Source organism: Thioalkalivibrio sp. ALE14 (assembly GCF_000376845.1).
Lineage (GTDB): Bacteria > Pseudomonadota > Gammaproteobacteria > Ectothiorhodospirales > Ectothiorhodospiraceae > Thioalkalivibrio.
In genome coordinates this window covers 146905-171113 of record NZ_AQXY01000026.1, presented here as the reverse complement: position 1 = coordinate 171113, position 24209 = coordinate 146905, and the positions used below count along the sequence as shown (strand labels likewise).

Sequence of the window (24209 nt, the reverse complement as noted above, 5' to 3'; positions counted from 1 at the left end):
GTATAGACCCCGCAATACCCGAGTGCAAGGCTCGGTCTTTGACCGGATTCTCAGTCCGCCGCCTCGGCCTGCGCCGTCTCCAGGGCCTCCAGCGCCTCCATCCACTCGGCCTCCACCGACTCCAGCCGGCTGCGCAGCTCCCCCTGCTCGCGGGTCAGCTGCGTCAGGCGATCCGCCGCTTCGGCTTCGTACAGGGCGGGGTCGGCCATCTCCGCCTCCAGAGCTTCCAGGCGCTCCTGCACACGGGTGCATTCCTGCTCGGCGCGGTCCGCACGCTGCTTCAGGGGCTTGAGTGCGGCCCGCGCCTGCGCGGCCTGCTGGCGGCGCTCCTTCTGGGACAGGACCGGGCCTCCGGAAGCCCCGGTGCTGGCGCTTTCCGGCTCGCTCGCGGCAAAGGCCTCGCGCTCGCGCGCCTGCAGCTCGCGGGCGTAGTCGTCCAGGTCCCCGTCGAAATCGCTCAGGCGACCGTCCTCGACACGCCAGAAACGGTCGCAGACACGGGCCAGCAGTTCACGATCGTGCGCCACCACCACCAGCCCACCGGCATAGTTCTCCAGCGCCTCGGCCAGTGCCTCGCGCATGTCCAGGTCCAGGTGGTTGGTGGGCTCGTCCAGCAGCAGCAGGGACGGCGCCTGCCAGATCAGCAGGGCCAGGACCAGGCGCACCCGCTCCCCGCCTGAACACTGGCCGACCGGGGCATCCGCCTTTTCGCCGGGAAAGCCCATGCCGCCCAGGAAGTTGCGCAGCCGCTGTTCCTCGGCGCGCGGGTCCTGGCGCTGCAGATGGACCAGGGGCGAGGCATGCAGGTCCAGCTGCTCGCTCTGGTGCTGGGCGAAATAGCCGACCTTCAGGTTCGGCTCCACCCGGCGCTCTCCGGCCGTCGGCGCCAGCTCGCCGGCCAGCAGGGTCAAAAGTGTCGACTTCCCGGCACCATTCGGACCCAGAACCCCAATCCGGTCTTCCGGTCGCAGACGTAAACTCGTCGCATGCAGGCGAACGCGGTCGCCGGAACGCACCTCGGCGTGGTCCAGTGCCAGCAACGGATCCGGAAGACGCTCCGGGGTCGGGATCTCCAGATGAATCGGCCGCGCCGCGCGGATCACCGCGACCTCGTCGAGCTTCTCCAGGCGCTTCAGGCGGCTCTGGGCCTGGCGCGCCTTGGTCGCCTTGGCGCGGAAGCGGCGGACGAAATCCTCGAGGTGGGCACGCTCGGCCGCGACCTTCGCGGCCGCCGCCTCGCTCTGGGCGATCGCCTCGGCGCGCTTGGCCTCGGCATGGGTGTAGCTACCGGCATACAGCGCGATGCTGCCGCGTTCGATGTGCGCGATGTGGGTGCAGACGGAATCCAGGAACCGCCGGTCATGCGCAATCACGATGACCGTGCCGGGGTAGCGCGCCAGCCAGTCTTCCAGCCACAGGATGGTCTCGACATCGAGGTGGTTGGTGGGCTCGTCCAGCAGCAGGAGGTCGGAGCGCGTCATCAGCGTACGCGCCAGCCCCAGGCGCATGCGCCAGCCGCCGGAGAAGGCACTCATCGGCCGGTCGGCATCCGTAGCGGCAAAGCCCAGCCCGGCCAGCAGGCGCCGCGCGCGGGCATCGGCCGTCCAGCCGTCGATCGCATCCAGGGCCGCATAGAGCCGCGCCTGCTCGGCACCGTCGGTGACCTGCTCCAGGCGCTGCTGCAGGTCACGCAGTTCGGCGTCGCCGTCCAGCACGTAATCCACGGCGGAGCGCTCGCTGCCCGGAACCTCCTGCGGCAGGTGCGCCACCACCCACTCCGCGGGCTGGTCGATCTCGCCGGCATCCAGGCCCAGTTCGCCCTGGAGAGCGGCCAGCAGGCTGGATTTTCCGGATCCGTTGGCGCCGGTCAGGCCAACCCGCCAGCCGGCATGCACGGTCAGGCTGGCGTGCTGCAACAGCACCTGACGGCCGCGGCGCAGCTCGATATCTTGAAGTCGGATCATGCCGCGCAGTGTAGGGGATGTACGCAGCGGACTCATGTACGCCCGCCGCCGCCCGGGGTTCGGGGCCCCGCGACCGACGTCAGGATCTTGCCACCCATTGCCACCCCCGCCGGCCACATCCTGCCGGACGCGGCAAGAATCCGACGGGTTTCCGTCTAATTCACACCTCCGCAACCCACAGGACACTGTTTTTACTCGTTTTTAGGTTGTTGGCATGGATATCGCTTGAGCTACGGCCCAACGATCGATGCGAGCGAGACGGCCATGAACCGTGACGGGAACGCCCACAACCTGCGACTGGTATCCGCCAAGGGCCGGACCACCGGCGATGCCGGCACCCCCTTTGATGCCCTGGCATTCGTCCAGTCCCTGTCCTCCAGCCTGGAACTGGGGACGGTCCTCGCCCGCCTGCAGGAGCACCTGCACGCCCAGGTTCACCACAGCGGCTGGTTCTTCATCCTGCAGGAGAGCGACGAGACCTGGTCGGGCGGCGACGAGGACCGCCATCGCATCGAATACGGCATGAGCGCGAACGGCGAGACCATGGGTTCGCTGATCCTGATGCGCGGGCGACGCTTTACCGATGACGAGCAGCAGTTGATCGAGGCCCTGCTGGGACTGGCCGCGCCCGCCCTGGCCAATGCCCTGCGCTTCAAGCGCCTGAACGAAAATCTGGAGACCGACGAACTGACCGGCCTCGGCAACCGCCGCGCCTTCGAGAAACAGGGCGCCCAGTGGCTGGCCGACTGCCGCCGCCAGGATCGCCCGATGTCGGTGCTGGCCATCGATCTCGATCACTTCAAGCAAATCAACGATGAATACGGCCACAGCGTGGGCGACGACATCCTGCGCCTGGTGGCGCAGACCCTGCGCAGCACCACCCGCGAGTCCGACCTGTGTGTGCGTATGGGCGGCGAGGAATTCCTGGCGGTCCTGCCCGGCGCGGATTTGAGCCGCGCGATGGAATGTGCCGAACGCATCCGCCTGGCTCTCGCCAGTCTGCGCGCCGGCGCCACCGCCGGCGACGAGTCAACGCTGCAGAGTAATGGATCGGTCAAGGTGACCGCGAGCATCGGGGTGGCCGGCATCGGACCCAACGCCACGCTGCAGTCCGCCTATCAGGCGGCCGACGAGGCCCTCTACGCCGCCAAGCGGGCCGGACGCAACCGCGTCCTCGCCGGGAACTGAATTCCCGGAAAACCGCTCCCTATCCGCTGCCAGGCTGAATGAAGTCGACGCAGGTCAGCGGGGTCGACAGCACGGCCTGACGCAGCGCCTCGATGGCCTCCGGGCGCGGGAAGCTGGTGCGCCAGGCCAGAGCGACGCGGCGGCTGGGCGCCGGGTCCTCGAAGCGGCGCACGGCCAGCAGCCGCTGCGCATAGCGATCCGCCCCCACCGCGGTGCACGGCAGGATGGTCACCCCCATGCCCGAGGCCACCATGTGGCGAATCGTCTCCAGCGAGGAGCCCTCCAGATTGCGCGGGGTGCTGCCGTCCGCGGTTACCGTGCGCTGGCAGTCCGGGCAGCGTTCCAGCACCTGGTCACGGAAGCAATGCCCCGCGCCCAGCATCAGCAGCGTCGCATCGGCCATGTCCTCGAGGCGCAGGGGATCCTTGTCCTTCAGGGGATGGGAGGCCGGCAGCACCGCCATGAACGGCTCGTCGTACAGCGGCAGCGTCACCACCCCCGGCTCCTCGAACGGCAACGAGATGATGATGGCGTCCAGCTCGCCCTGCTTGAGCCGCTCGCGCAATCGCCCGGTGTAATTCTCCTCGATCACCAGCGGCATGTTCGGCGCGCGCTCGCGCAGCGCCGGAATCAGCTCCGGCAGCAGATAGGGGCCGATGGTGTAGATCGCGCCCAGCCGCAGCGGGCCGGACAGCTGATCCTGGCTCTGCACCGCGACCGAACGCAACTGCTCCACCTCGGCCAGCACCCGCCGCGCCTGGGCGATAACCTGCTCGCCCGCCGGCGTCACCGCGACCTCGCCGCGCCCACGCTCGAACAGGGTCACACCCAGTTCGTCCTCGAACTTGCGCACCGCTACCGAAAGCGACGGCTGGCTGACGTGGGAGGCCTCGGCCGCGCGCCCGAAGTGACGGGCATCGGCCACGGCCACCACGTATCGCAACTCGCTCAGCGTCACCGGGATGCGCCTCCGTTCGGGTCGTCGCGGTCCGGCCCCTGAAACTCGCGCCCGCCATCCGGCCAGTCGAGGGTCACACGCTTGAGTTGCCGGCCTTCCAGCGAGATCTCGCCGGGGTGGCGACCCGCCCCGTCGGCGGAGAACTCGAAGCGATAGTGTCGCTGCAGGGCCAGGCCGCGCTCCCCCCAGGTCAGGCGCTGACCGGTGCGCACCACGGTGGCGTCCAGCAGCTGGACCCCCGCCCGTTCGCAGGCCTGGCGCCCCACCCGCCGGGCGCGCTCGTTGGCCCGCCAGGTGTCATTCACGTAGAACGCGACCAAGGCAAGGGCGAGGATTATGATCAAGCCGGTCATGGACCGGTATGATAAGCGCATTCGAAGTCGAGTTCGCCCGGGCCTCCCGGCGGTCTCCGGCTCACTCATTCCGCCACCACCGTTGTCAGGCCTGCATGACTGCCACCTTCATCCCCTTTTCCGAGCTCGCCCGGGGCCTGCGCATGATCGGGCAGCAGGAACTGCTGCCGCGCTTCGAGGCGAATATCGCCGTGGACTACAAGGCGGACGGCAGCGTAATTACCGAGGCCGATCACGCGGTGGACGCGCGCGTGCGCACCCTGCTGCGCGAACACGGGCAGCCCGAACCGGTGCTGAGCGAGGAGCAGGCGCGCGCGGAACAGGCACAGGTACTGGAGTCGGCCCCCGCCTTCTGGCTGGTGGATCCGCTGGACGGCACCTCCAATTTCGCCGGCGGCATGCCGTTCTTCGCAATCTCCATCGCGCGGATCGAGGGCGACCGGGTCACCCATGGGGCCACTTACGACCCGGTGCGCGACGAACTCTTCGCCGCGACCGAGGACACGGCATTTGAACTCAATGGAGCCGCCCCGCCGGCGGCCGCCCGCCCACCGGTCCCGGAGCTTGGCCGCGCCATCGCCCTGGTCGACTACAAGCGGCTGGACGCCCCGCTGGCACGGGAACTGGCCAGCCACGCCCCGTTCCGGTCGCAGCGCAACCTCGGGGCCTGCGCCCTGGAGTGGGCCTGGCTGGCGGCCGGGCGCGCCGACCTCTACCTGCATGGCGGGCAGGCCCCCTGGGACAGCGCGGCGGGGGGCCTGATGCTCGCCCGCGCGGGCGGGGCCATGTGCAGCCTGACGGGTGGGCCCGTCTTCGGGCGCTCCCTGGCCAAGCGCTCCGCGGTGGCGGCCCGCTCGGGGGCCCTGCTCGGCGACTGGCGAGCCTGGCTGGCCCCGTGGCTCGCGCCGCGAGAGGATGCCTCGTGATCGGCCGGAAGAAGCGCAGCGTAGGGGCCCGCCTGAGTGTCAGCGGGACCGACTTCACGCCCCGCTATTTGCCAATCGCGTGGAAAATCGTCGCGGCCATCGCGGGGCTGACCCTGGCCGGCATCGTGACCCTGTCGGCCGTGGTCCTGAACCAGGTCAGCAACGTGCTGGACAACCAGATCCGGGCCCAGGCGGAGATCACCGTAGCGCCCGTGGCGCGCACCTCCGCGGAGTTGATGCTGGCCGAGGACTACCTGACCCTGGAGACCCTGCTGAACTCGCTGGTCGAGGAAGGGCGGGTCGAATCCATCGCCGCCTACGCGATCGATCGCGGCCAGGTCGCCCGTGCCGGAACACCGCCCGAGCAGTCCCTGACCGACGGCGTCTGGCCGCTGGCACCGACGGTGGAACCCTACCGGCGCGAGGTGCTGTTCCAGGACGTACAGGTGGGCTACATCGAGGCCTACATCGACACCTCGCCCATGCAGGAACTGATCCGCAACACCCTGAACGCCGGGATCGCCACGGCCATCGGGGTCTTCCTGCTGAGCCTGCTGCTCGCCATCGACATCAGCAAGCGCCTGGTGCGGCCGCTGGAACGCCTGGCCGAGAGCATGCGCTCGCGCATCCGTCCCATGGATGATCAGGGCAACCCGCTGCCCATGGTGCGACAGGACGAGATCGCCCAGCTGACCGACGCCTTCAACGACATGGCGCGCGACCTTCTGCGCAAGGACCAGGTCGAGGCCGCCCTGCGCCGCTACGTCTCGGACGCCATCGCCCAGGACATCCTGGAAAACCTGGATCGGGTCGAACTGGGCGGCCGAGCAGTGGAGGGGTCGGTCCTGTTCGCCGATATCCAGGGCTACACCGCACTGTCCGAACGCTGCAGCCCGGAGGCGTTGGGGCGCATGCTCAATGAATTCTTCGGTCCGATGTCGGAATGCATTGCCCGTCACGGTGGCACGGTGGACAAGTACATGGGCGACTGTACCATGGCGGTCTTCGGCCTCGGGACGGACGCCGGCAACCATCGCCTGACCGCCGTCCAGACCGGCCTGGCGCTGCTGGAAACCGTCGCTTCGATCAACGCCGAACGCGAGCGCCGCGGCGAGACCCGAGTGGAATTCCGTATCGGCCTGAACGCCGGCGAGATGCTGGCCGGCAACATGGGCGCCGAGGACCGCATGCAGTTCACCGTGGTGGGCGACACCGTCAATCTGGCCGCCCGCCTGGTCACGGTCGCGCCCCCCGGCGGGCTGGTCACGACCGCCGCATTCATGGAGCACGAGCAGGTGAAGGGACACTTCCATACCGAAGACTGGGGCACCCACGAACTGCACGGGGTCAGCGAGTCCGTGGCGGTTACCCGCGTCCTGAACAGCGCGAACCACGCATGATCACAGGGCGCGTCCGGTTCTCGCTCGCGGTCCTGCTGCTGGCCGTCCTGCTTGTCCAGGGTTGCGCCGCACTGGACCCGTTCGCCCCGCCCGAGCAGCGGATCGAACGCGCACTGGAGGCCGGTGACTACCAGCGCGCGCTCGAACTGATCGACGAGTACGAACCCGAACCGCGCGCGGAATGGGCCGAACGCCGAACGGCCATCGAAGGTGAAGCCGAAGACAAAGCCAGGGAGGCGATGGCCGAGGCCCGCGCCGCGTCGGCCGAAGGGGCCGTGGCGCGCGCCCTGGAGATCCTGGAGGACGCCGAACAGAGGCTGCCGGCCAGCAGCGAACGGCGCCAGTACATCGAACAACTGGAGCGCCAGCGTCAGGTCGGCCTGCAGACCCTGGAACAGCGCCACGACATCCTCGAGGCACGGGCCCTGGTCCAGCAGCTGCGCCTGCTGGAGGTCATGCGCCCGCTGGTCCGCCGCAGCGAGCAACTACCGGACGACCCCGACCGCCTGGCCCAACGCCGGGATCCCCTGGCCCGATCGCTGGACGCCTACGCCGCGGATGCGGACGGCGAGGAACGCCTGGAACTGCTGCGCCTGGCCCAGAACCTCGCACCCACCCCGGAACGCGCCACCCGCGTCTCGGTCCTGGAGCGGGAACTGCGCGAGGCCGAGGCCCCGGCGGTCGAGGACGAGGTCCCGCGGTCCACCATCAACGCACGCCTGCGCCAGGCCCTGGAGGCCGGCGACCTGGCCACGGCGGCGCGCTGGTGCCGCAACGAGATCACCCCCGACGCCGATGCCTCCGGACCGGATCAGGCCGCGCAGCGGGCCCATCGCGCGCTCTGCAAGGAATGGCGCGAGCGCCGCGACGCGCGGGCGGAAGAGCTGCTGGAGGAAGGCCGCGGGCACTACTCCGCCGGGCGCATCGAGGAGGCCCTCGAGCACTGGAAGCAGGGGCTGGACCTGGCCCCCGACCACGCCGGGTTGATCGCGGCCCACGAGCGGGCCCTGCGCGTCGTCGAACGCCTGGAGAGCCTGCGCGTTCCGGAGCCCCTGCCCGAGGCCGACGGGGACGCCCCACCCGCCGACGTGCCACAAGCCGAACCCGAGACGCCCTGACCGCCTCCCCGCAACGCCCCTCCTTCCGGCGCTGCGGGCCGCACGCATTCACCGTAGAATACGCCCCGCCCACCGGAGCAAGAGCCCGCCACGCATGAATCCCGCCGTCCAGGAACTGATCGCTGACGAACCCCACCGCATCCTGCAGCTGGGCGACACCGAGGTCGTGGTGCTGGGGACCGCGCATGTGTCGCGTGCCAGCGCCGACAAGGTGCGCGCCCTGGTGGATACCGGGGCCTTCGACAGCGTCGCGATCGAGCTGTGCGAGAGCCGCCAGCGCGCGATGCTGGACCCCGACGCCGTCGGCCGCATGGATCTCTTCAGCGTGATGCGCAAGGGTCAGGCCCCGATGATCGCCGCCAGCCTGGCGCTGAGCGCCTACCAGCAGCGCCTGGCCGATCAGTACGGTATCGAGCCCGGGGCCGAGATGCGTGCGGCCATCGACGGCGCCCTGGACCGCGGCCTGCCGCTGGCCCTGATCGACCGCGACATCGGCCTGACCCTGCGCCGCACCTACCGCGCGGTTCGCAGGTGGGAGCGGATGGGGCTGATCGGCGGCCTGTTCAGCTCGGTCCTGTCGCGCGAGAAGATCGACGAATCCGAGATCGAGCGCCTGAAGGAAGGCGACATGCTGGAGTCCACCTTCAGCGAGTTCGCCGAGCAGTCCGAGGACCTCTACCGAACGCTGATCGAGGAACGCGACCACTACATGGCCGCCCACCTGCGCCGGCTCGCCGCCAACCCGGAAACCCGCTGCATCCTGGCAGTAGTCGGGGCCGGCCACCTGCCGGGCATCGCCGAGCAGGCCCAGGACACCCTGACCCCGCCGGATGCCATCCTCGATGCGCTGGACCAGGCCCCGCCCAAGGCGCGCTGGCCCAAGGTGGTCCCATGGGTGGTAATCGGCGTCATCCTCGCCGGCTTCGCCATCGGCTTCTCGCGCAATCCGGACATCGGCCTGCAGATGGTGACCGACTGGGTCCTGATCAACGGCGGTCTGGCGGCCCTTGGCGCGATCATCGCCCTGGCCCATCCCCTGACCGTGGTCACCGCCGCCCTGGCCGCGCCGCTAACCTCGCTGAACCCGACGATCGGGGTCGGCTTTGTCGCGGCGGCGGCCGAGCTGTTCCTGCGCAAGCCGCGGGTCTCCGACTTCGCGAGCCTGCGTCAGGACACCACCACGCCGCGCGGCTGGTGGCGCAACCGGGTCTCGCGCGTACTGCTCGTCTTCCTGCTGACCACCCTGGGCTCGGCTGCCGGCACCTACATCGGCGGCGCCCGCGTCTTCAGCCACCTCTTCGGCAGCTAACCCCCGGCCCCATGCGCTTCAGGAGTCCGCTACGAAGACACGAAGCAGGGCAAGGGCAAGAGCGATTTACAGGAAGAAGGGAAGACGGGAAGGGTTTTTGGGGTGGGGGATTGGCTGGAGACCGCGATTCCCAAACCGCCCGCCATGCTTCCTGCGTTTCAACCCAATCCCTCTTCCAATCTTCGCGTCTTCCTGTAGACCGCCCTTGCCCTTCTTGATGGTTGCAAGACCCGCTTATTCGGGGATGCGCAGGACGAGCTTGCCGCGGCGACCGCCGGCCTCGAGGCGGCGGTGGGCCTCGGCCGCCTCGGCCAGCGGCAGGGTGTCCTCGACGCTGACCTGCAAGCGGCCGCTGGCGAGCCGGGCCAGGCCCTCCGCCACCAGGGTTCCCTGGTGCTTCAGGCGCCGGCGATCGTTCTCCAGCATCGGGGTCAGCATCAGCTCCAGGCTGATGCTCAGGTTGCGCAGGCGCGCCGGGTTCCAGTCGATGTCCGCCGGTGGGGCCAGCAGCGTCACCAGGTCCCCACCGTAGGCCACCTGACCCAGGCCCTCGCGGAAGACCTCGCCCCCGACCGTATCGAGCACGATGTCGAAGCCGCGGCCGTCGGTGTACTGGCGGATGGCCTCCTCGGCGTCGGGCTTGCCCAGGTTGGCGACATCTCCGCCCAGGGCCGTGACGATAGCGGCGGCCTCGTCGCGCCGCACCAGCCCCAGCACCCGGCCGCCGGCAGCCCGCGCGATCTGCACGGCCATCTGGCCGACGCCGCCAGCCGCCGCATGCACCAGCACGCTCTGGCCCCGCTGCAGGTCGGCCCGCTCGAACAGGGCCTCCCACGCGGTCAGCCAGGTCAGCGGCAGGGCGGCGGCCTGCTCGTCGGATACCGCCGCCGGCACCGGCACCACCGCGGCCTCGGGCACCACCACCCGCTCGGCGTAGGTCCCCGGGTCGGCACCGACCCCGCCGAAACAGAACGCAACCCGCTGCCCGGGCCGCGCGTGGTGTACGGCACTGCCGCACTCCTCGATGATGCCGACCCCGTCACAACCGGGTGTATTGCGGGACGCCCCGGGGACGATCATGCCACCGGCGCGCACCTTGGTATCGACCGGATTGACGCCAGCGGCCAGCATCCGGATCCGCACCTGGTCGGGCGCGGTCAGGGCCGGTTCCGCAACCTCGTCCAGACGCAGGACCTCGGCGGCGCCGGGTTCGTCAAACACCACTGCTCGCATGGAACCTCCCGGAAAAACACGAATGGATATGCCAGCGCGGCCGGTGCCCCCGGCCGCGATGCTACAGCCCGATGCCAATCCCGATGCCGAAGCGCACACCGCCGGACGAGCGCGGGGGCTCGGGCTCAGGCCACAGGTGCACCGAATGGGCCTCCAGCACCGGGAAGACATACTCCAGCTCCCCGATCCGGCCGTCCTCGACGCCGGTGACCGTGCCGACGCCGGTGATCCGGCGCCCGGTGCGGTAGTCCACCGGGTCGGCGAAGCCCTCCACACGCAGGCGGAAGCGGCCGGTGGTGGACTGCCGGGTCTGCGGCTCCTGGCGACTCAGGGGATAGCCGACCACCTCGATGAAGGTCGCCTCCGCGCGATTGTCGACGCGCGCGATCACCCCGCCCCAGACCTGTTCGTCGGGCGGCAGGCTGTCCGCCGTCACCGTGCGCGGCTCGACCTGCACGGCCGGATCATCGGGGGCCGCCAGCGGGCCAGCGGCGCAGGCGACCAGGAACAGGGGCAGCAGAAGGGCTGCCAGGGGACGCAGGAGTCGGGTCATGTTCACCAGTACCAGGGATGCGGGTGGTAACGCCCGTAGAGCCCGGAGCGCGGACCCCATGGACTGTAAAACGGGTCGTAAAAGGGATCGTAGAACGGATCGCGGTAGTACCGCTCGGACGGTGGCGGCCGGCGCGGCCAGAGGTACACGGCATCCGCCTGCAGGGTGACGAAGGTGTAGGCGTAGTCGCCGATGGTACCTTCCTCGACCCCCTGAACCACGCCGCGCACGGTGACCTCGCGCCCCTCGGCGTAGATCTGCGGATCGAGGAAGCCGCTGCCGAGCGCCCGGAAGCGCCCCGGCGAGCGGTCCGCCTCCTGCGGGCGGCCCTGGCGATCCAGGTCCCGGGCGACGACCTCCAGCCGGGTACCGCCCGCGGTGTTTTCGACGCCCGCGATGACCCCGCCCCAGACGACCACCTCGCCCCTGGCGGCCTCGGGATCGGCCAATATCTGCCCGCGATCGGGTGCGGCCGCGGGCAGCGGGGCCAGGGAGGCCGGCACCCCGGCACAGCCGGTCAGCAGGAAGAGCAACCCGGCCGTCACCAGCAGGCGCGAGCCGAGGGGCGATATCGCGAGAATCTGCATAATCATTGCGACCCGAAGGCCGGCGGCGGGTTCACACTCGGATCTCATGGCCGCGGCTCCGCATCGTGCGCCGGATCGCAAAGATCCTGTACCGCCAGCACCTCGTGCTGCGCCTCCTCCACAGCGGAGAGCAGGACCTCGGGGGCGAGATGCAGGGCCTCCCACACCGCCGGGTCCACGGGCGGGGCGTCCGCCCAGTCGCGCGAGTCGATCTCGGCCAGATGGGCGCCCGTATTGGCCAGGTGCACCAGCATCACGGCGGTACGATGCCGCTCCGGCGCCTGCATCGGCTGATGGTGTCCGGCCAGGCAGTCGACCAGGAGCTCCGGCAGGCCCCAGTGGGCGGCCAGGGCACCCCCCAGCTCCGCGTGGTCGAAGCCCAGTTGCTCGCGTTCCGCGCCCTGCGGGCTCAGACCGTCGCCCACATCCAGACTGGACAGGAAGGCCCGGTGGGCCGATTCCGGCGACTGCGAGAACAGCAGCAGCTTGCCGAGGTCATGCAGGAGGCCGGCGAGGAAGATCCCGCTGGCCTGGCGCGGCAGCACCCGCATCGCCAGCTGTCGCGCGATCACCGCGCAGTAGGCGGAATGGCGCCAGAACACCTCCAGCGGCAGGCGTTCCTGGTCGGGGATGCTCGCCGTGGCGCGGGTGATCGCGCTCGCGACCACCAGGCGCTGCAGGGCATCGCGGCCGAGCATGGCGATCGCCCGGTCGACCGAGTCGATGGTGCGCGCCGGGGCATAGGCCGGGCTGTTGGCGATGCGCAGGACCAGCGCCACCAAGCCGGGATCGCGACTCAGGCTGGTGGCAATCTGCGCCGCGGTGGCGTCGTCATCCTCCAGCAGGCGCGCGACCTCGAATACCACCTGCGGCATGGCCAGAAGCTTGTCGGCCGACTGGACACGGGCCTCCAGGGAATCGTTGGCGGAACGGTCGGACATGGATGCATCCTCTTGCCGGAGTGAGCCGGGGATCGCTACGCCCGACTCCTCCTGTTTCGGGGCCGGGACGCATGCGCCCAGCCCGGACGTCTCTACTGTAGCCCCTGTCCCTTTCGTTGTAACCCGACCAGGCGCGAACCATACTCGGCTCACCGGGTCCATACTGGGTCGATTCGACGATCAAGGAGGTGTTCGATGTTCGCCAAACCCGCTTTTGCCCCGCTGGCCGTCCTGCTCGCCGGACTGCTGCCCGGCCTGGCCTTCGCCGGCATCCAGACCGAGGAGGTCTCCTACGACCACGACGGCGACGAGATGACCGGCTATCTCGCCCACCCCGAGGGCGATGGGCCGCACCCGGCGGTCCTGGTGATTCACGAATGGTGGGGCCACAACGACTACGCCCGCGACCGCGCCGAGCAGCTCGCCCGAGAGGGCTACACGGCCTTCGCCCTGGACATGTACGGCAGCGGGAAGCTGGCCGACCATCCCTCCACCGCCGGCGAGTTCGCCGGGGAGATCCGCGAGAACCGCGACCTGATGCTGGGCCGCTTCCAGGCCGCCTACGACTGGCTGCGCGCGCATGACGCCAGCGTGGATGCGGCACCCTCCGCGGTCGGTTACTGCTTCGGCGGCACCGTGGCCCTGGAGGCCGCCCGCGCCGGCATGGACCTGAACGTGGCCGCCAGCTTCCACGGGGGCTTGGGGACCGAGAACCCGGCCGAAGCAGGCAACGTCACGGCCGAACTGCTGTCGTTCACCGGCACTGCGGACCCGATGATCCCGCCGGAACAGATCGCCGGCTTCCAGAACGAGATGCAAAACGCCGAAGTGCGTTACACCGTGGTGGAATTCTCCGGCGTGAAGCACAGCTTCACCAATCCGGGGGCCGATGCCATCGCCGAGGAGTTCGGCATGCCGGTCGGGTATGACGCCCGCGCCGACCACGACTCCTGGAACCACCTGCTGGGCGTGCTTCGCGATCGCCACGAGTAGGGCGTAACCTCGGCGGGCGCCCGTCAAAGGGGCCCGCCGACCATCGATACCACCCGAATCCGATGCTCGGCGCCACGCCCCTCGCCGTCAGTAGCCCCGCATATAGATCGCGACCCCCAGGGCCACGATCACCGCCAGTACCCCGACGAACGTCACCCGGAACCAGCGCCGGCGCCCCAGGCGCGCGCGACGCCTGTGCGGCGTATCCTGCGGCGGCGCGCGCAGGCTGTCCTGCGGCTCCGCCTGGATCGATTCCGCCGGGCCGGCCTCGCTCGCGGGCTCCGCGGCTGCGGTGGTGCTGTGGCCGGTCAGGGCGTGCTCCAGATCGCGAATCCGGCCGCGCAGATCCTGGTTGCGCTGCTGGGCCTCGGCCAGTTCCTTCTCGCGGGCCACCAGACGCTCGCCCAGATCCGCGGCCGACTCACCACTCTCGGCACAACGCTGCTCCGCCTCCGCCTGGGCCTTCTCCGCCGCCGCCGCTCGCTCGCACTGCTGATTGCGCTCGCGGCGCAGGCGGTCGGCCTCGGCGCGCGCCTCGTTCAGTTCCTTCTGCACCGCCTCGCGCTGGCGCTCCAGCTCCACCAGTTCATGGTCCAGACGAACGTTCTCGCCCTCCAGCTCGCGCACCCGGCTGCGCAGCTGATCCGTCTCCTGACTGGCGGCCGCGGGCGCCCCGGCCTGTTCGGCCTCCAGCTCCTCGACCCGCGCCCGCAGGGTCGCAAGCTCGGCCTCGCGGGCCTCGGTCTGCTCGCCGGCGGCTGCGGTCTCTTCGTCCCGGGCCCGCGCTTCGGCCAGGGCCGTCTCGGTCTCTTCCAGACGGGTCTGGAGGGTCTCGATTTCGCGCTCGCGCTCCTCCGCCTGCTGAAAGGCCGCGGTGGACTCGTCCCGGGCCTCGCCCAGGGCATTGCGCAGACGCTCCAGCTCCTTCTGCGCCTCGCGCTCGTTGGAGGACTGCTGGCGCAGCATCAGTTCGCGGCGCAGGCGTTCGACCTCGTCACGCAGCGCCTGGGTCTCGGCGGGGTCGGCGCTCGCCTCTTCCGGCCCGGCCTCGACGGCCGCGGGCTCCGGGGGCGGCGGAAGGAGTTCGGCCACCACCTCGCGCACTCGGGTGGGCACGAAGGGTTTCATCAGGACGGCGCTGGCACCCAGTGAGCGCCACTCGTCACTGGCGGCCTCGTCGCTCTCCTGGCCGGTCACGATCGCCACCGGGAGATCGGCGGGGACGTCGTCCAGACCATCCCGGATACGCAGCAGCAGGTCCTGGCCGTCGATCCCCGGCATGGAGAGGTCGGTGAGGACCAGTCCGATATCCGGATACTGCTGCAGCAGTTCGAGCGCCTGCTCGCCATCGGCAGCCTCGTAGACCGTGTGCTGCCCCTGCAGGATGCGCTGCAAGGCGACGCGGATGACCTTGGAGTCATCCACCACGAGGATCGCGGTGCGTTTCGGATCCGGTATCTGGTCGCTCATGCTACCCCCTGACGTTCAGCCACCCGCCCGGTGGCGGCGCGGTCTCGGTCGCGGCGGATTGGCCGCGCCCATTCATCCCTGCACTGGCAAGACTAAGGGGCACGGGCACCGGACGCCAGTACCGCCCACGGGGCAACCGGAACGCGTTCACGTTTTCGGCGCAGCAAGCCGCACCCGGATTACACCGGCTTGGACTTCCACTTGACCGAATAGAGGTCGCGCCGGCGATCGCGCAGGTTGCGCACCGAGCCGTGGTTGCGCAGCTCCTTCAGGTTGTCGAGGTCAAGATCCACGATCAGGGTCATCTCGGTGTTCGGGGTGGCCTCCGCCGCCACCGCATCATGCGGGAAGGCGAAGTCGGACGGGGTAAAGACCGCAGCCTGGGAGTACTGCATGTCCATGTTCTCGACCTTGGGCAGGTTGCCGACCGAGCCGGACATGACCACGTAGCACTCGTTTTCGATCGCCCGGGCCTGGGCGCAGCGCCGCACGCGGAGATAGGCGTTCTTGGTGTCGGTCCAGTAGGGGACAAACAGGATCTGCAGGCCGTGATCGGCCATCACGCGGGGGAGCTCGGGGAACTCCACGTCATAGCAGATCAGGATGCCGATCTTGCCGAAGTCGGTATCGAAGACATGCACCTCGTCGCCGCCCTGCAGGCCCCAGTAGGAGACCTCGTCGGGGGTCACGTGGACCTTGTACTGGCGGTCCCAGGTGCCGTCACGACGACACAGGTAGGAGACATTGCGCAGCACGTCGTCGGTGTACTCGGGCATCGAGCCGGCCACGATATTGATGTTGTAGGCCAGTGCCAGGCGCACCATCTCTTCGCGCACCGCCTCGGTGTATTCGGCCAGGCGGCGCACGGCCTCGGCCGGGTAGTCCTGGTTGAACGCGCCCATCAGCGGGCCGTTGAAGAATTCCGGGAACAGTACGCAGTCCGAGCGGTAGCCGGAGACCGCATCGACGAAGTACTCCACCTGCTGGAAGAGGGCGTCCAGGTCCACCGTCGGGCGCATCTGCCACTGGACCACGCCGATGCGCACATCCGAGCGGCTGCCGCCGATCAGCTTCTCCTTTTCCTCGTAGTAGATGTTGAGCCACTCGATCAGGGTGGCGTAGGCCCCGGACTTCTCGTCGTCCGGCAGGTAGTTGGTGATGATCTTGCGGACGTGGAAGTCGTTCGCCAGCTGGAAGGTCAGGATCGGATCGGTGATCTCGTGGTTCTTCACCCGACGCACGTACTGCTGCGGGGTCAGCTCGTCGCGATACTGCTCGTAGCCGGGGATGCGCCCGCCGGCGACGATCGCCCGCAGGTTCAGCTTCTCGCACAGCTCCTTGCGCGCGTCGTACAGCCGCCGTCCCAGACGCAGCCCGCGATAGTCCGGATGCACGAAGATGTCCACGCCGTAGAGGGTGTCGCCGTCCGGGTCATGGGTGGTCAGGAAGCCGTTGCCGGTGATCTGCCAGTAGTTGTGGTGATCGCCAAAGCGCTTGTATTCGACGATCAGGCTGATCGCCGCGGCCACCACCTTGCCGTTGTCCTCGATGCAGATCTGGCCCTCGGGAAAACGCTTCACCTGGGAACGGAACTGCGCCTCGCTCCAGGCGCCGTCCAGATCGTGATAGACCCGCTCCATGATCTCGCGGATGTCCTCGTAGTCCTCGATCCGGGTCGGCCGCAGGGTGAGGTGGTGCTGGGGATTGGATTCGTTGTCCGCGTCGGTCGTCACGCTCGGGGCTCCGGGGATTGAGAAGGAAACGCAGGATGCACGGTGCACCGGCCGGGATCAAAAGATCCAGGCCAGCATCAGCCAGAAGAAGACGAAGAACAGGAAAAAGCCGGGGATCATGAACTGCAGTTCCCCGATGAGGCCCTCGCCGGCGGCCAGGGCAAACACGATCGAGATAAGGACCGACACGATGGCCGCGACCAGCGCGGCGTTCTTCAGGCCCATGCCGTCGTCGAAGGTCATCGCCACCCAGTCCGACAGCCCCGGCAGCGAGACCGCCGCTGCCAGCACCAGCAGGGCCACCAGCAGCGCGACCAGCGCCGAGGTGCCCAGCAGGAAGCGCAGCGCCAGACGGCTGTCGGAGCGATCGCTCCGGCTCATGCCAGGGCCTCGCGGCGACCGCGCACGTACTCGCGCACGCGGTTGGGGTCGGGGATGCCGGTGACCCGGAACTCCGGGTTGTCGCCAGTGGTGTACACCGCGATGCGGCCCACCCGGAAGATGCGGTCGAGAAAGCTCTGGTCCACCTTCACCGTGCGGATCTGGCCGATATCCAGATCCACATGCGACTTCGACAACAGACCGCGCTCGAGATGCACCTGGTCGGCATCGATGCGCAGGCGCACCGAGCGGGTCTGCAGATACCACCACAGCAGGATCAGCAGGCCGAGCCCGAAAGCCGGGATCAGGACCAGGCTGAGGATGAAACCGAACGGGTGATTGCGGAACATCGCCGGTCGGGCGTCGATCGCGGGTTCACGGGCGGACATGCACGAACTCCGGTTGCGGGCGGGCCCGAACAGTTTGGCGCGGCCACCCAGACAAAGCGAGCCCCGCACCAGGGACTCCCTGATGCGGGGCTCGCAGTTTGCCGGACCCGCCCGCTCGCACGGGTCGGCCCGGAGACGGGACCGGGGTGTTACGCGGTCCGGGCCTCGCGCTCGGCCTTGGCTTCCGCCTTGGCCTCGTCGCTGTCGTCATAGCCAATGTTCGGCGCGAGCCAGCGCTCGGCCTCCTCGAACGACATGCCCTTGCGCTTCGCGTAATCCTCGACCTGGTCGCGGTTGACCTTGCCGAGACCGAAGTAACGCGACTCCGGATGGGCGAAGTACCAGCCGGACACGGCCGAGACCGGCAGCATGGCGTAGCTCTCGGTGAGCGTCATGCCAGCGTTCTCTTCCGGCTGCAGGAGCTCCCACAGGGTGGACTTCTCGGTGTGCTCCGGGCACGCCGGGTAACCCGGGGCCGGGCGGATACCCTGGTACTTCTCCTCGATCAGGTCCTCGTTTTCGAGCGACTCGTCCGGGACATAGCCCCAGAATTCGCGGCGCACATGCTGATGCATGCACTCGGCGAAGGCTTCGGCCAGGCGGTCCGCCAGGCTCTTCACGAGGATCGAGTGGTAGTCGTCGTTGGCCTTCTCGAATTCCGCGGCCTTGGCGTCGACATCGCCACCGGCACTGACCGCGAAGGCCCCGATGTAGTCGGGACCGCCGGCCTCCTTCGGCATCACGAAATCGGCCAGCGAGTGGCTCGGCTGACCCCGGCGCTTCTCGGTCTGCTGACGCAGGTGATGCAGCTTCTTCAGCACCTTGGAGCGATTCTCGTCGGTATAGACCTCGATATCGTCATCATTGACGGTGTTCGCCGGGAAGAAGCCCACCACGCCCCGCAGGGTGACCCACTTCTCGTCGATCATGCGCTGCAGCATCTCCTGGGCGTCCTTGAACAGCTTGCGCGCCTCTTCACCCACCTTCTCGTCATCCAGGATGCGCGGGTAGGCGGCGTGCAGCTGCCAGGAGTGGAAGAACGGCGTCCAGTCGATGTACTCGGCGACCTCGTTCAGATCGTAGTCGTCGAAGCGCAGCAGCACGGAGCCGTCGCCATGCGGGCGCAGCACAGTCGGCTCGCCCGGCAGCTTGTCGGTCTCCAGCGCCTTCGGCTTGGTCGGGGTATAGCTTGACCAGTCGATCTGCGGCTTGTTGGCGCGCGCCTTCTCCAGCGTGACCCACTGGGTCTTTTTCTTGCGCCCGGCGTTCTGCACGCGCAGCTTTTCGTACTCCTCGCGGATCTCGGCGGCGTACTTCTCGCGCAGTTCGGGGCTGATCAGGCTCTGGGCCACACCCACCGCACGCGAGGCGTCCTTCACCCAGACCACGGGACCGGAGTAGTTCGGCTCGATCTTGACCGCGGTGTGGGCGCGCGAGGTGGTCGCGCCCCCGATCATCAGCGGCGTGGTCATGCCTTCGCGCTCGAGATCGGCGGCGAAATTGGCCATCTCCTCCAGCGACGGGGTGATCAGGCCGGACAGGCCGATGACGTCCACATCGTGTTCCTTGGCGGCCTTCAGGATCTCGGCGCCCGGCTGCATCACGCCGATGTCGATGACCTCGAAGTTGTTGCACTGCAGCACGACACCGACGATGTTCTTGCCGATGTCGTGGACGTCGCCCTTCACCGTGGCCATCAGGATCTTGCCGTTGTTCTCGGTGCCGGTCTTCTCCGCCTCGATGTACGGGATCAGATGGGCCACGGCCTTCTTCATCACGCGGGCGGACTTGACCACCTGCGGCAGGAACATCTTGCCCTCGCCGAACAGGTCGCCGACGACGTTCATGCCGTCCATCAGCGGACCCTCGATCACTTGGATCGGGCGGTCATAGGCCTGACGCGCCTCTTCGGTATCCTCGACCACGTAGGTGTCGATGCCCTTGACCAGGGAGTGCTCGAGGCGCTTGGAGACTTCCCATTCGCGCCACTCGAGGTTCTCCTCCTTCTTGCCGCCGCCCTGGCCCTTGTACTCCTCGGACAGGTCGAGCAGCCGCTCGGTCGCATCATCGCGGCGGTTCAGGACCACGTCCTCGACCGCTTCCTTCAGCTTCTCGTCGATGTCGTCGTAGACCGCGAGCTGGCCGGCGTTCACGATGCCCATGTCCATGCCCGCCTTGATGGCGTGGTACAGGAATACGGCGTGGATCGCCTCGCGCACCGGCTCGTTGCCGCGGAAGGAGAACGACACGTTGGACACGCCGCCGGAGACCAGCGCGTGCGGCAGGTCCTGCTTGATGCGACGGGTGGCCTCGATGAAGTCCACGCCGTAGTTGTTGTGCTCCTCGATACCGGTCGCGACCGCGAAGATGTTCGGGTCGAAGATGATATCCTCGGCCGGGAAGCCGACCTTCTCGGTCAGCAGCTTGTAGGCACGGGTGCAGATCTCGACGCGGCGGTCCTCGTTATCGGCCTGGCCGTCCTCGTCGAAGGCCATGACCACGATCGCGGCGCCGTAGCGACGGCACAGCTGGGCCTGCTTGATGAAGTTCTCCTCGCCCTCCTTCATGGAGATCGAGTTGACCACCGCCTTGCCCTGCACACACTTCAGGCCAGCCTCGATGATCTCGAACTTGGAGGAGTCGATCATCACCGGCACGCGGGCGATGTCCGGCTCGCCGGCCAGCAGGTTGAGGAAGCGGACCATCGCGTCCTGCGACTCCAGCATCCCCTCGTCCATGTTGATGTCGATGATCTGGGCGCCGCCCTCGACCTGGTTCAGCGCGACTTCCAGCGCGACGTCGTATTCCTCGTTCTGGATCAGACGCAGGAACTTGCGCGAGCCGGTCACGTTGGTGCGCTCGCCGACGTTCACGAACAGCGAGTCGTCGGTGATGTTGCACGGCTCGAGACCCGACAGGCGACAGGCCGCGGCAACCTCCGGCACCTTGCGCGGCGGATGCTTCTCCACCGCCTCGCGCATCGCGCGGATGTGCTCCGGCAGCGTGCCGCAACAACCGCCGATGATGTTCAGCATGCCCTGCTCGGCCCACGGGCCGACGTCCTCGGCCATCTGCTCCGGGGATTCGTCGTAGTCCCCGAACTCGTTCGGCAGACCGGCATTCGGGTGCGCAGAGACGTGGGTGTCGGCGATGCGCGACAGCTCTTCCACGTACTGGCGCATCTCTTTCGCGCCCAGCGCGCAGTTCAGGCCGATGGAGACCGGGTTCGCATGACGCACCGAGTTCCAGAAGGCCTCGGTGGTCTGGCCGGACAGGGTCCGGCCGGAGGCGTCGGTGATGGTCCCGGAGATCATGATCGGGAGGTCCTTCCCGAGCTCGTCTTCCAGGGTCTTCACCGCGAAGATCGCGGCCTTGGCGTTCAGGGTGTCGAACACCGTCTCGATCAGCAGCAGGTCCACGCCGCCCTCGACCAGGGCCTCGGCGGCCTCCTTGTAGGCCTCGACCAGGGTGTCGAAATCGACGTTACGCGCGCCCGGGTCGTTCACGTCCGGGGAGATCGACGCGGTACGGTTGGTCGGGCCGAGGATGCCAGCCACGTAACGCGGCTTGTCCGGGGTCTTCTCGGTCCAGGCATCGGCGGCCTTGCGCGCGAGCTTCGCGGATTCGCGGTTCAGCTCGGGGACCAGATCCTCCATGTGGTAGTCCGCCATCGCGATGCGGGTACCGTTGAAGGTGTTGGCCTCGATGATGTCGGCGCCGGCCTCGAGATAGTCATTGTGGATCTGCTCGATGATGTCCGGACGGGTCAGCGACAGCAGGTCGTTGTTGCCCTTCAGGTCGGACTCCCAGTCCTTGAAACGCTCGCCGCGGTAGTCGGCCTCCTCCAGCTTGTACAGCTGGATGGTCGTGCCCATACCGCCGTCCAGGATCAGGATGCGCTCTTTAAGCGCGTTCTCGATATCTTTGCGTGTTGCCGTCATGTGCCGTACACCATTGGTTTCGAATGGGATAAGTGTACACGCCGGGGTTCCATCCCGCGCGTGGAGCCCACCCTGGTGGCAGGCTCTTTCGTGTCTCGTGGCGGCCCCGGATGCGGCCTGTTTGCGCCCGTGAGCGGAGATGTCACGATAGCGCCATGCAGGAACATCCGATCCGCTGGTTCATCACTGCCCCGCAGGCCTGCCCCTATCTGGACGACCGCGAGATGCAGAGTCTGCTGGTCGACCCCGCGGTCAGCCTGGGCGGCGCGCGTTTCGGCCAGCTACTGGCCGAGGGCTTTCGCCGCAGCGGTCAGTTTGTTTATCGGCATCACTGCCCCGAGTGCGCCGCCTGCGTACCGGTGCGCATCCCGGTGGCGAATTTCCGCCCGAACCGGAGCCAGCGTCGCTGCCTGAACCGCAACCACGATCTCGAGGTTGCGATCCGGCGCCCGCCGGAGCAGCCCGGGGCAGGGCCCGCCGCCGATCTCGACGAGCACATGCCACTGTTTTCGCGCTACCAGGCCAGCCGCCACGCGGGCGGCGGCATGGAGCAGATGGGGCACGAGGAATACGCGGGGATGCTCGCCCACCACAACGGCCCGGTGGATCTGATCGAATTCCGCCAGGCCGGTACGCTGGTCGCGGTGGCCGTCACCGACCGCACCCCGCAGGGGCTGTCAGCAATGTACAGCTTCTTCGATCCGGATCAGCCGCGCCGCGGCCTGGGCACCCTCGCGATCCTGACCCAGGTGGCGCATGCGCACCGCCTCGGTCTACCCCATGTCTACCTCGGCTACTGGATCGACCAGGCGCCGAAGATGGAATACAAGACCCGCTTCCAGCCGCTCGAAGGCCGCGTGGACGGGGTCTGGAGGCGGCTGCCCGCCTGACGGCGGGCAGCCGCTCGGTCTTCCTCCGCGCGCGGCCTAGCGGGCCGGCTTGCGGAAGCGGAAGATGCCCCAGGTCAGGTAACCCGAGTTGCCGCCATCGACCCAATGCTGCAGGCCCTGCTTCATGCGGTCGATGTAGTCCTGCGAGATGTAGTTCTTCAGCTCGTCCTCGCGGGACTCGAGCTCCTGCTTCACGCGACCGTAATGGGTCGAGATCTGACCCGAGTGCTCCTCGAAGCTGACCTCTTCCAGGCCGGCCGCCTTGGCCGCCTCGCGGTACAGCGAAGGGCTGGCCAGCGAATCCAGGTGGATGCGGGCCAGGATCGGGTCCAGTACGCCGTCCGGGCAGTCGTCGGTCTGCATCGGATCGGTGAAGATCAGCCAGCCACCCGGCTTCAGGACGCGCGCGGCCTCCTGGATCACCTTCTTCTTGTCTTCGTTCTGGCTGTGCAGGAAGGAGTCCTCGGACCACACGACGTCATAGGATTCGTCCGGCTCGTCGACCTTCTCGAAGGAGCCATCGACCACGGTGATCTTGTCGTCGAGGTGGCGCGCCTTGTTGATCTCGCGATCGCGCTCGTTTTCCTTCTCGGACAGGTTCAGCGCGGTGACATCGCAACCGTAGTTCTCCACCAGGTAGCGCGCGACACCGCCGTAACCGGCGCCCATGTCGAGCACGCGCCATTCCGGCTGCGGCTCGCCGAGCAGGTCGGACATGTGGGCGACCGTGCGCCGGCTGGCGTCCCCGATCGGCTCGTCCTTGTACTCGTACAGCCCGATATGGAGGTCTTCACCGCCCCACACCATCTTGTAGAAGGTGTCGGCGTCCTCGCTGTTGTAGTAGTCGCGAGCAGTCTCGACGACGTCGGAGTAGTTCTCGCTCATCGTTCCTCGCCCTCGATATAACGCTTATCGGCCACGTGGATGAAGAAGTCGGGATCGGTCTCGCGGTAGGTCTCCTGGAAGTCCCCGTAGGTCTCGATCTTCTGGAAACCGACCTCGCGCATCAGGCGGCGCACATAGGCCTTGCGCAGCGGGAACATGTTCAGGAAGTACTCGGAGCCATCCGGGAACTTGTACTGGAAGCGCGCCAGGCCTTCGTCGACATGGGCCGGCTGCACCTGGACGTCATCGCCGCAGTAGTAGTAGGTGTGCTTGGACGAATAGCCGTGGTCCATGATGGTGTCGTAGTTGCGCTGGTCGAGGATCAGCACGCCATCGTGGTTCAGGGCGGAGTAGAATTCGGCCAGGGCCTTGCGGCGATCGTGTTCGTTGAACAGGTGGGTAAACGAGTTGCCGAGGCAGACCACGGCGTCGTAGCGGCCATAGATGTCACGGTTCAGCATGCGCCAGTCGGCCTGCACGGTGCGCAGGATGTGACCACGCTTGCGGCCATTCTCGAAGGCCTTGACAAGCATTTCCGGGGCGCCGTCGGCGGTCACCACGTCAAAGCCGGCCTCGAGCAGCTGCACCGAATGGAAACCGGTACCGGCGGCCACATCCAGCACGCGCTTGGCGCCACGCTTCTTCAGTTCCTCGATGAAGAAGGTGCCTTCGCTCTTGGCGCGGTTGTCCCAGTCGATCAGGTCATCCCACTTGTCGACGAAGCCGGTGGTGTACTCGTTGAGGTAGTTCTCGGTATCGCGGCGTTCGGTCGGCTTGTCACCGAAGTCCTGATCATTCTTGATGTTCGCTGCCATGCTGGTTCCTCTTGGCTTTTGCTGCTGTTGTAAGCGTGAACGGACGGGCTCGGGGCCGATCCGTCGGCACAACACCCCGCAAACGCAGTGAACCGCGACCCCCGCATTCCTCGGCGGTCTCGCCAGCAGCCCGATCGCGCCAGGCGATGGTCACCTGGTGTTCGGGTATCAATGCGCCAGGT

At 68.0% G+C, this 24209-nt stretch carries 21 protein-coding genes; 7 read left to right on the top strand and 14 right to left on the bottom strand.

The window, feature by feature from the left end; genetic code table 11:
• Positions 1-50: 50 nt before the first annotated feature.
• Complete coding sequence (locus tag F572_RS0106675; RefSeq protein ID WP_017941009.1) at positions 51-1964, bottom strand: ABC-F family ATP-binding cassette domain-containing protein; 1914 nt, start codon at positions 1962-1964, stop codon at positions 51-53.
• 264 nt (positions 1965-2228) lie between these two features.
• Here F572_RS0106675 and F572_RS0106670 point away from each other — a divergent pair, with 264 nt between their 5' ends.
• Positions 2229-3152, top strand: a complete 924-nt coding sequence (locus tag F572_RS0106670; RefSeq protein ID WP_026142915.1) for a GGDEF domain-containing protein — start codon at positions 2229-2231, stop codon at positions 3150-3152.
• A gap of 19 nt (positions 3153-3171) precedes the next feature.
• On the opposite strand, the gene F572_RS0106665 is transcribed toward F572_RS0106670, so the two are convergent.
• Together F572_RS0106665 and F572_RS0106660 are read right to left on the bottom strand one after the other, a co-directional pair.
• A complete protein-coding gene (locus tag F572_RS0106665) occupies positions 3172-4110 on the bottom strand; it encodes a hydrogen peroxide-inducible genes activator (protein WP_017941011.1) in 939 nt (312 codons plus the stop codon).
• Positions 4107-4463: a DUF3301 domain-containing protein gene (locus F572_RS0106660; RefSeq protein WP_017941012.1), complete on the bottom strand. Its 357-nt coding sequence runs from the start codon at positions 4461-4463 to the stop codon at positions 4107-4109. The genes F572_RS0106665 and F572_RS0106660 overlap by 4 nt, the downstream gene beginning before the upstream one ends.
• Before the next feature lie 95 nt (positions 4464-4558).
• Here F572_RS0106660 and F572_RS0106655 point away from each other — a divergent pair, with 95 nt between their 5' ends.
• The 4 genes from F572_RS0106655 (at position 4559) to F572_RS0106640 (ending at position 9216) form a co-directional block, all read left to right on the top strand.
• On the top strand, positions 4559-5389 hold the full coding sequence (locus F572_RS0106655; RefSeq protein ID WP_017941013.1) for an inositol monophosphatase family protein: 831 nt from the start codon (positions 4559-4561) through the stop codon (positions 5387-5389).
• Complete coding sequence (locus F572_RS0106650) at positions 5386-6789, top strand: adenylate/guanylate cyclase domain-containing protein (protein ID WP_017941014.1); 1404 nt, start codon at positions 5386-5388, stop codon at positions 6787-6789. The genes F572_RS0106655 and F572_RS0106650 overlap by 4 nt, the downstream gene beginning before the upstream one ends.
• Positions 6786-7907: a hypothetical protein gene (locus tag F572_RS0106645; RefSeq protein WP_017941015.1), complete on the top strand. Its 1122-nt coding sequence runs from the start codon at positions 6786-6788 to the stop codon at positions 7905-7907. Before F572_RS0106650 ends, F572_RS0106645 begins: the two co-directional genes overlap by 4 nt.
• A gap of 94 nt (positions 7908-8001) precedes the next feature.
• A complete protein-coding gene (locus F572_RS0106640) occupies positions 8002-9216 on the top strand; it encodes a TraB/GumN family protein (protein ID WP_017941016.1) in 1215 nt (404 codons plus the stop codon).
• A 234-nt stretch (positions 9217-9450) separates the two neighbouring features.
• Here F572_RS0106640 and F572_RS0106635 read toward each other — a convergent pair whose 3' ends face one another.
• The 4 genes from F572_RS0106635 to F572_RS0106620 all read right to left on the bottom strand — a co-directional run bounded on the left by F572_RS0106635 (position 9451) and on the right by F572_RS0106620 (position 12530).
• Complete coding sequence (locus F572_RS0106635; protein WP_017941017.1) at positions 9451-10449, bottom strand: zinc-binding dehydrogenase; 999 nt, start codon at positions 10447-10449, stop codon at positions 9451-9453.
• A gap of 61 nt (positions 10450-10510) precedes the next feature.
• Entirely contained in the window at positions 10511-11002 is a 492-nt protein-coding gene (locus tag F572_RS0106630; protein ID WP_026142916.1) for a Slp family lipoprotein, read from the bottom strand.
• Between the two features lie 2 nt (positions 11003-11004).
• Positions 11005-11589, bottom strand: coding sequence for a Slp family lipoprotein (locus F572_RS0106625; RefSeq protein WP_017941019.1), 585 nt, complete (start codon positions 11587-11589; stop codon positions 11005-11007).
• A gap of 44 nt (positions 11590-11633) precedes the next feature.
• Complete coding sequence (locus F572_RS0106620) at positions 11634-12530, bottom strand: HDOD domain-containing protein (RefSeq protein WP_017941020.1); 897 nt, start codon at positions 12528-12530, stop codon at positions 11634-11636.
• 195 nt (positions 12531-12725) lie between these two features.
• Here F572_RS0106620 and F572_RS0106615 point away from each other — a divergent pair, with 195 nt between their 5' ends.
• Positions 12726-13523, top strand: coding sequence for a dienelactone hydrolase family protein (locus F572_RS0106615; protein WP_017941021.1), 798 nt, complete (start codon positions 12726-12728; stop codon positions 13521-13523).
• 87 nt (positions 13524-13610) lie between these two features.
• Here the strand turns inward: F572_RS0106615 and F572_RS0106610 are convergent, their stop codons facing one another.
• From F572_RS0106610 to metH, 5 genes are all read right to left on the bottom strand, one after another.
• Positions 13611-14993 (bottom strand): response regulator, encoded by a 1383-nt coding sequence (locus F572_RS0106610; protein WP_017941022.1) that lies wholly within the window; start codon positions 14991-14993, stop codon positions 13611-13613.
• A gap of 179 nt (positions 14994-15172) precedes the next feature.
• The gene (locus F572_RS0106605) at positions 15173-16726 is read right to left on the bottom strand and encodes a bifunctional GNAT family N-acetyltransferase/carbon-nitrogen hydrolase family protein (protein WP_017941023.1); all 1554 of its coding nucleotides are present in this window, start codon (positions 16724-16726) and stop codon (positions 15173-15175) included.
• Positions 16727-16783: 57 nt separating this feature from the next.
• Positions 16784-17107, bottom strand: coding sequence for a hypothetical protein (locus F572_RS0106600; protein WP_017941024.1), 324 nt, complete (start codon positions 17105-17107; stop codon positions 16784-16786).
• The gene (locus F572_RS0106595; RefSeq protein WP_017941025.1) at positions 17104-17496 is read right to left on the bottom strand and encodes a PH domain-containing protein; all 393 of its coding nucleotides are present in this window, start codon (positions 17494-17496) and stop codon (positions 17104-17106) included. Before F572_RS0106595 ends, F572_RS0106600 begins: the two co-directional genes overlap by 4 nt.
• Before the next feature lie 149 nt (positions 17497-17645).
• The gene (gene metH, locus F572_RS0106590) at positions 17646-21437 is read right to left on the bottom strand and encodes a methionine synthase (protein WP_017941026.1); all 3792 of its coding nucleotides are present in this window, start codon (positions 21435-21437) and stop codon (positions 17646-17648) included.
• A 155-nt stretch (positions 21438-21592) separates the two neighbouring features.
• Here metH and F572_RS0106585 point away from each other — a divergent pair, with 155 nt between their 5' ends.
• Positions 21593-22327: an arginyltransferase gene (locus F572_RS0106585; RefSeq protein WP_018158422.1), complete on the top strand. Its 735-nt coding sequence runs from the start codon at positions 21593-21595 to the stop codon at positions 22325-22327.
• Between the two features lie 36 nt (positions 22328-22363).
• Here the strand turns inward: F572_RS0106585 and F572_RS0106580 are convergent, their stop codons facing one another.
• Both F572_RS0106580 and F572_RS0106575 read right to left on the bottom strand, forming a co-directional pair.
• The gene (locus tag F572_RS0106580; RefSeq protein ID WP_017940942.1) at positions 22364-23212 is read right to left on the bottom strand and encodes a methyltransferase domain-containing protein; all 849 of its coding nucleotides are present in this window, start codon (positions 23210-23212) and stop codon (positions 22364-22366) included.
• The gene (locus F572_RS0106575; protein WP_017940941.1) at positions 23209-24027 is read right to left on the bottom strand and encodes a class I SAM-dependent methyltransferase; all 819 of its coding nucleotides are present in this window, start codon (positions 24025-24027) and stop codon (positions 23209-23211) included. The genes F572_RS0106580 and F572_RS0106575 overlap by 4 nt, the downstream gene beginning before the upstream one ends.
• Positions 24028-24209: the final 182 nt, after the last annotated feature.

Bases quoted from the DNA above. Each gene is read 5' to 3' on its own strand.
- F572_RS0106675 (WP_017941009.1), bottom strand. From the start codon at position 1,964: ATGATCCGACTTCAAGATATCGAGCTGCGCCGCGGCCGTCAGGTGCTG.
- F572_RS0106575 (WP_017940941.1), bottom strand. From the start codon at position 24,027: ATGGCAGCGAACATCAAGAATGATCAGGACTTCGGTGACAAGCCGACC.
- F572_RS0106660 (WP_017941012.1), bottom strand. From the start codon at position 4,463: ATGACCGGCTTGATCATAATCCTCGCCCTTGCCTTGGTCGCGTTCTAC.
- F572_RS0106615 (WP_017941021.1), top strand. From the start codon at position 12,726: ATGTTCGCCAAACCCGCTTTTGCCCCGCTGGCCGTCCTGCTCGCCGGA.
- F572_RS0106580 (WP_017940942.1), bottom strand. From the start codon at position 23,212: ATGAGCGAGAACTACTCCGACGTCGTCGAGACTGCTCGCGACTACTAC.
- F572_RS0106585 (WP_018158422.1), top strand. From the start codon at position 21,593: ATGCAGGAACATCCGATCCGCTGGTTCATCACTGCCCCGCAGGCCTGC.
- F572_RS0106610 (WP_017941022.1), bottom strand. From the start codon at position 14,993: ATGAGCGACCAGATACCGGATCCGAAACGCACCGCGATCCTCGTGGTG.
- F572_RS0106645 (WP_017941015.1), top strand. From the start codon at position 6,786: ATGATCACAGGGCGCGTCCGGTTCTCGCTCGCGGTCCTGCTGCTGGCC.
- F572_RS0106640 (WP_017941016.1), top strand. From the start codon at position 8,002: ATGAATCCCGCCGTCCAGGAACTGATCGCTGACGAACCCCACCGCATC.
- F572_RS0106635 (WP_017941017.1), bottom strand. From the start codon at position 10,449: ATGCGAGCAGTGGTGTTTGACGAACCCGGCGCCGCCGAGGTCCTGCGT.
- F572_RS0106595 (WP_017941025.1), bottom strand. From the start codon at position 17,496: ATGTCCGCCCGTGAACCCGCGATCGACGCCCGACCGGCGATGTTCCGC.
- F572_RS0106630 (WP_026142916.1), bottom strand. From the start codon at position 11,002: ATGACCCGACTCCTGCGTCCCCTGGCAGCCCTTCTGCTGCCCCTGTTC.
- F572_RS0106670 (WP_026142915.1), top strand. From the start codon at position 2,229: ATGAACCGTGACGGGAACGCCCACAACCTGCGACTGGTATCCGCCAAG.
- F572_RS0106655 (WP_017941013.1), top strand. From the start codon at position 4,559: ATGACTGCCACCTTCATCCCCTTTTCCGAGCTCGCCCGGGGCCTGCGC.
- F572_RS0106625 (WP_017941019.1), bottom strand. From the start codon at position 11,589: ATGCAGATTCTCGCGATATCGCCCCTCGGCTCGCGCCTGCTGGTGACG.
- metH (WP_017941026.1), bottom strand. From the start codon at position 21,437: ATGACGGCAACACGCAAAGATATCGAGAACGCGCTTAAAGAGCGCATC.
- F572_RS0106600 (WP_017941024.1), bottom strand. From the start codon at position 17,107: ATGAGCCGGAGCGATCGCTCCGACAGCCGTCTGGCGCTGCGCTTCCTG.
- F572_RS0106620 (WP_017941020.1), bottom strand. From the start codon at position 12,530: ATGTCCGACCGTTCCGCCAACGATTCCCTGGAGGCCCGTGTCCAGTCG.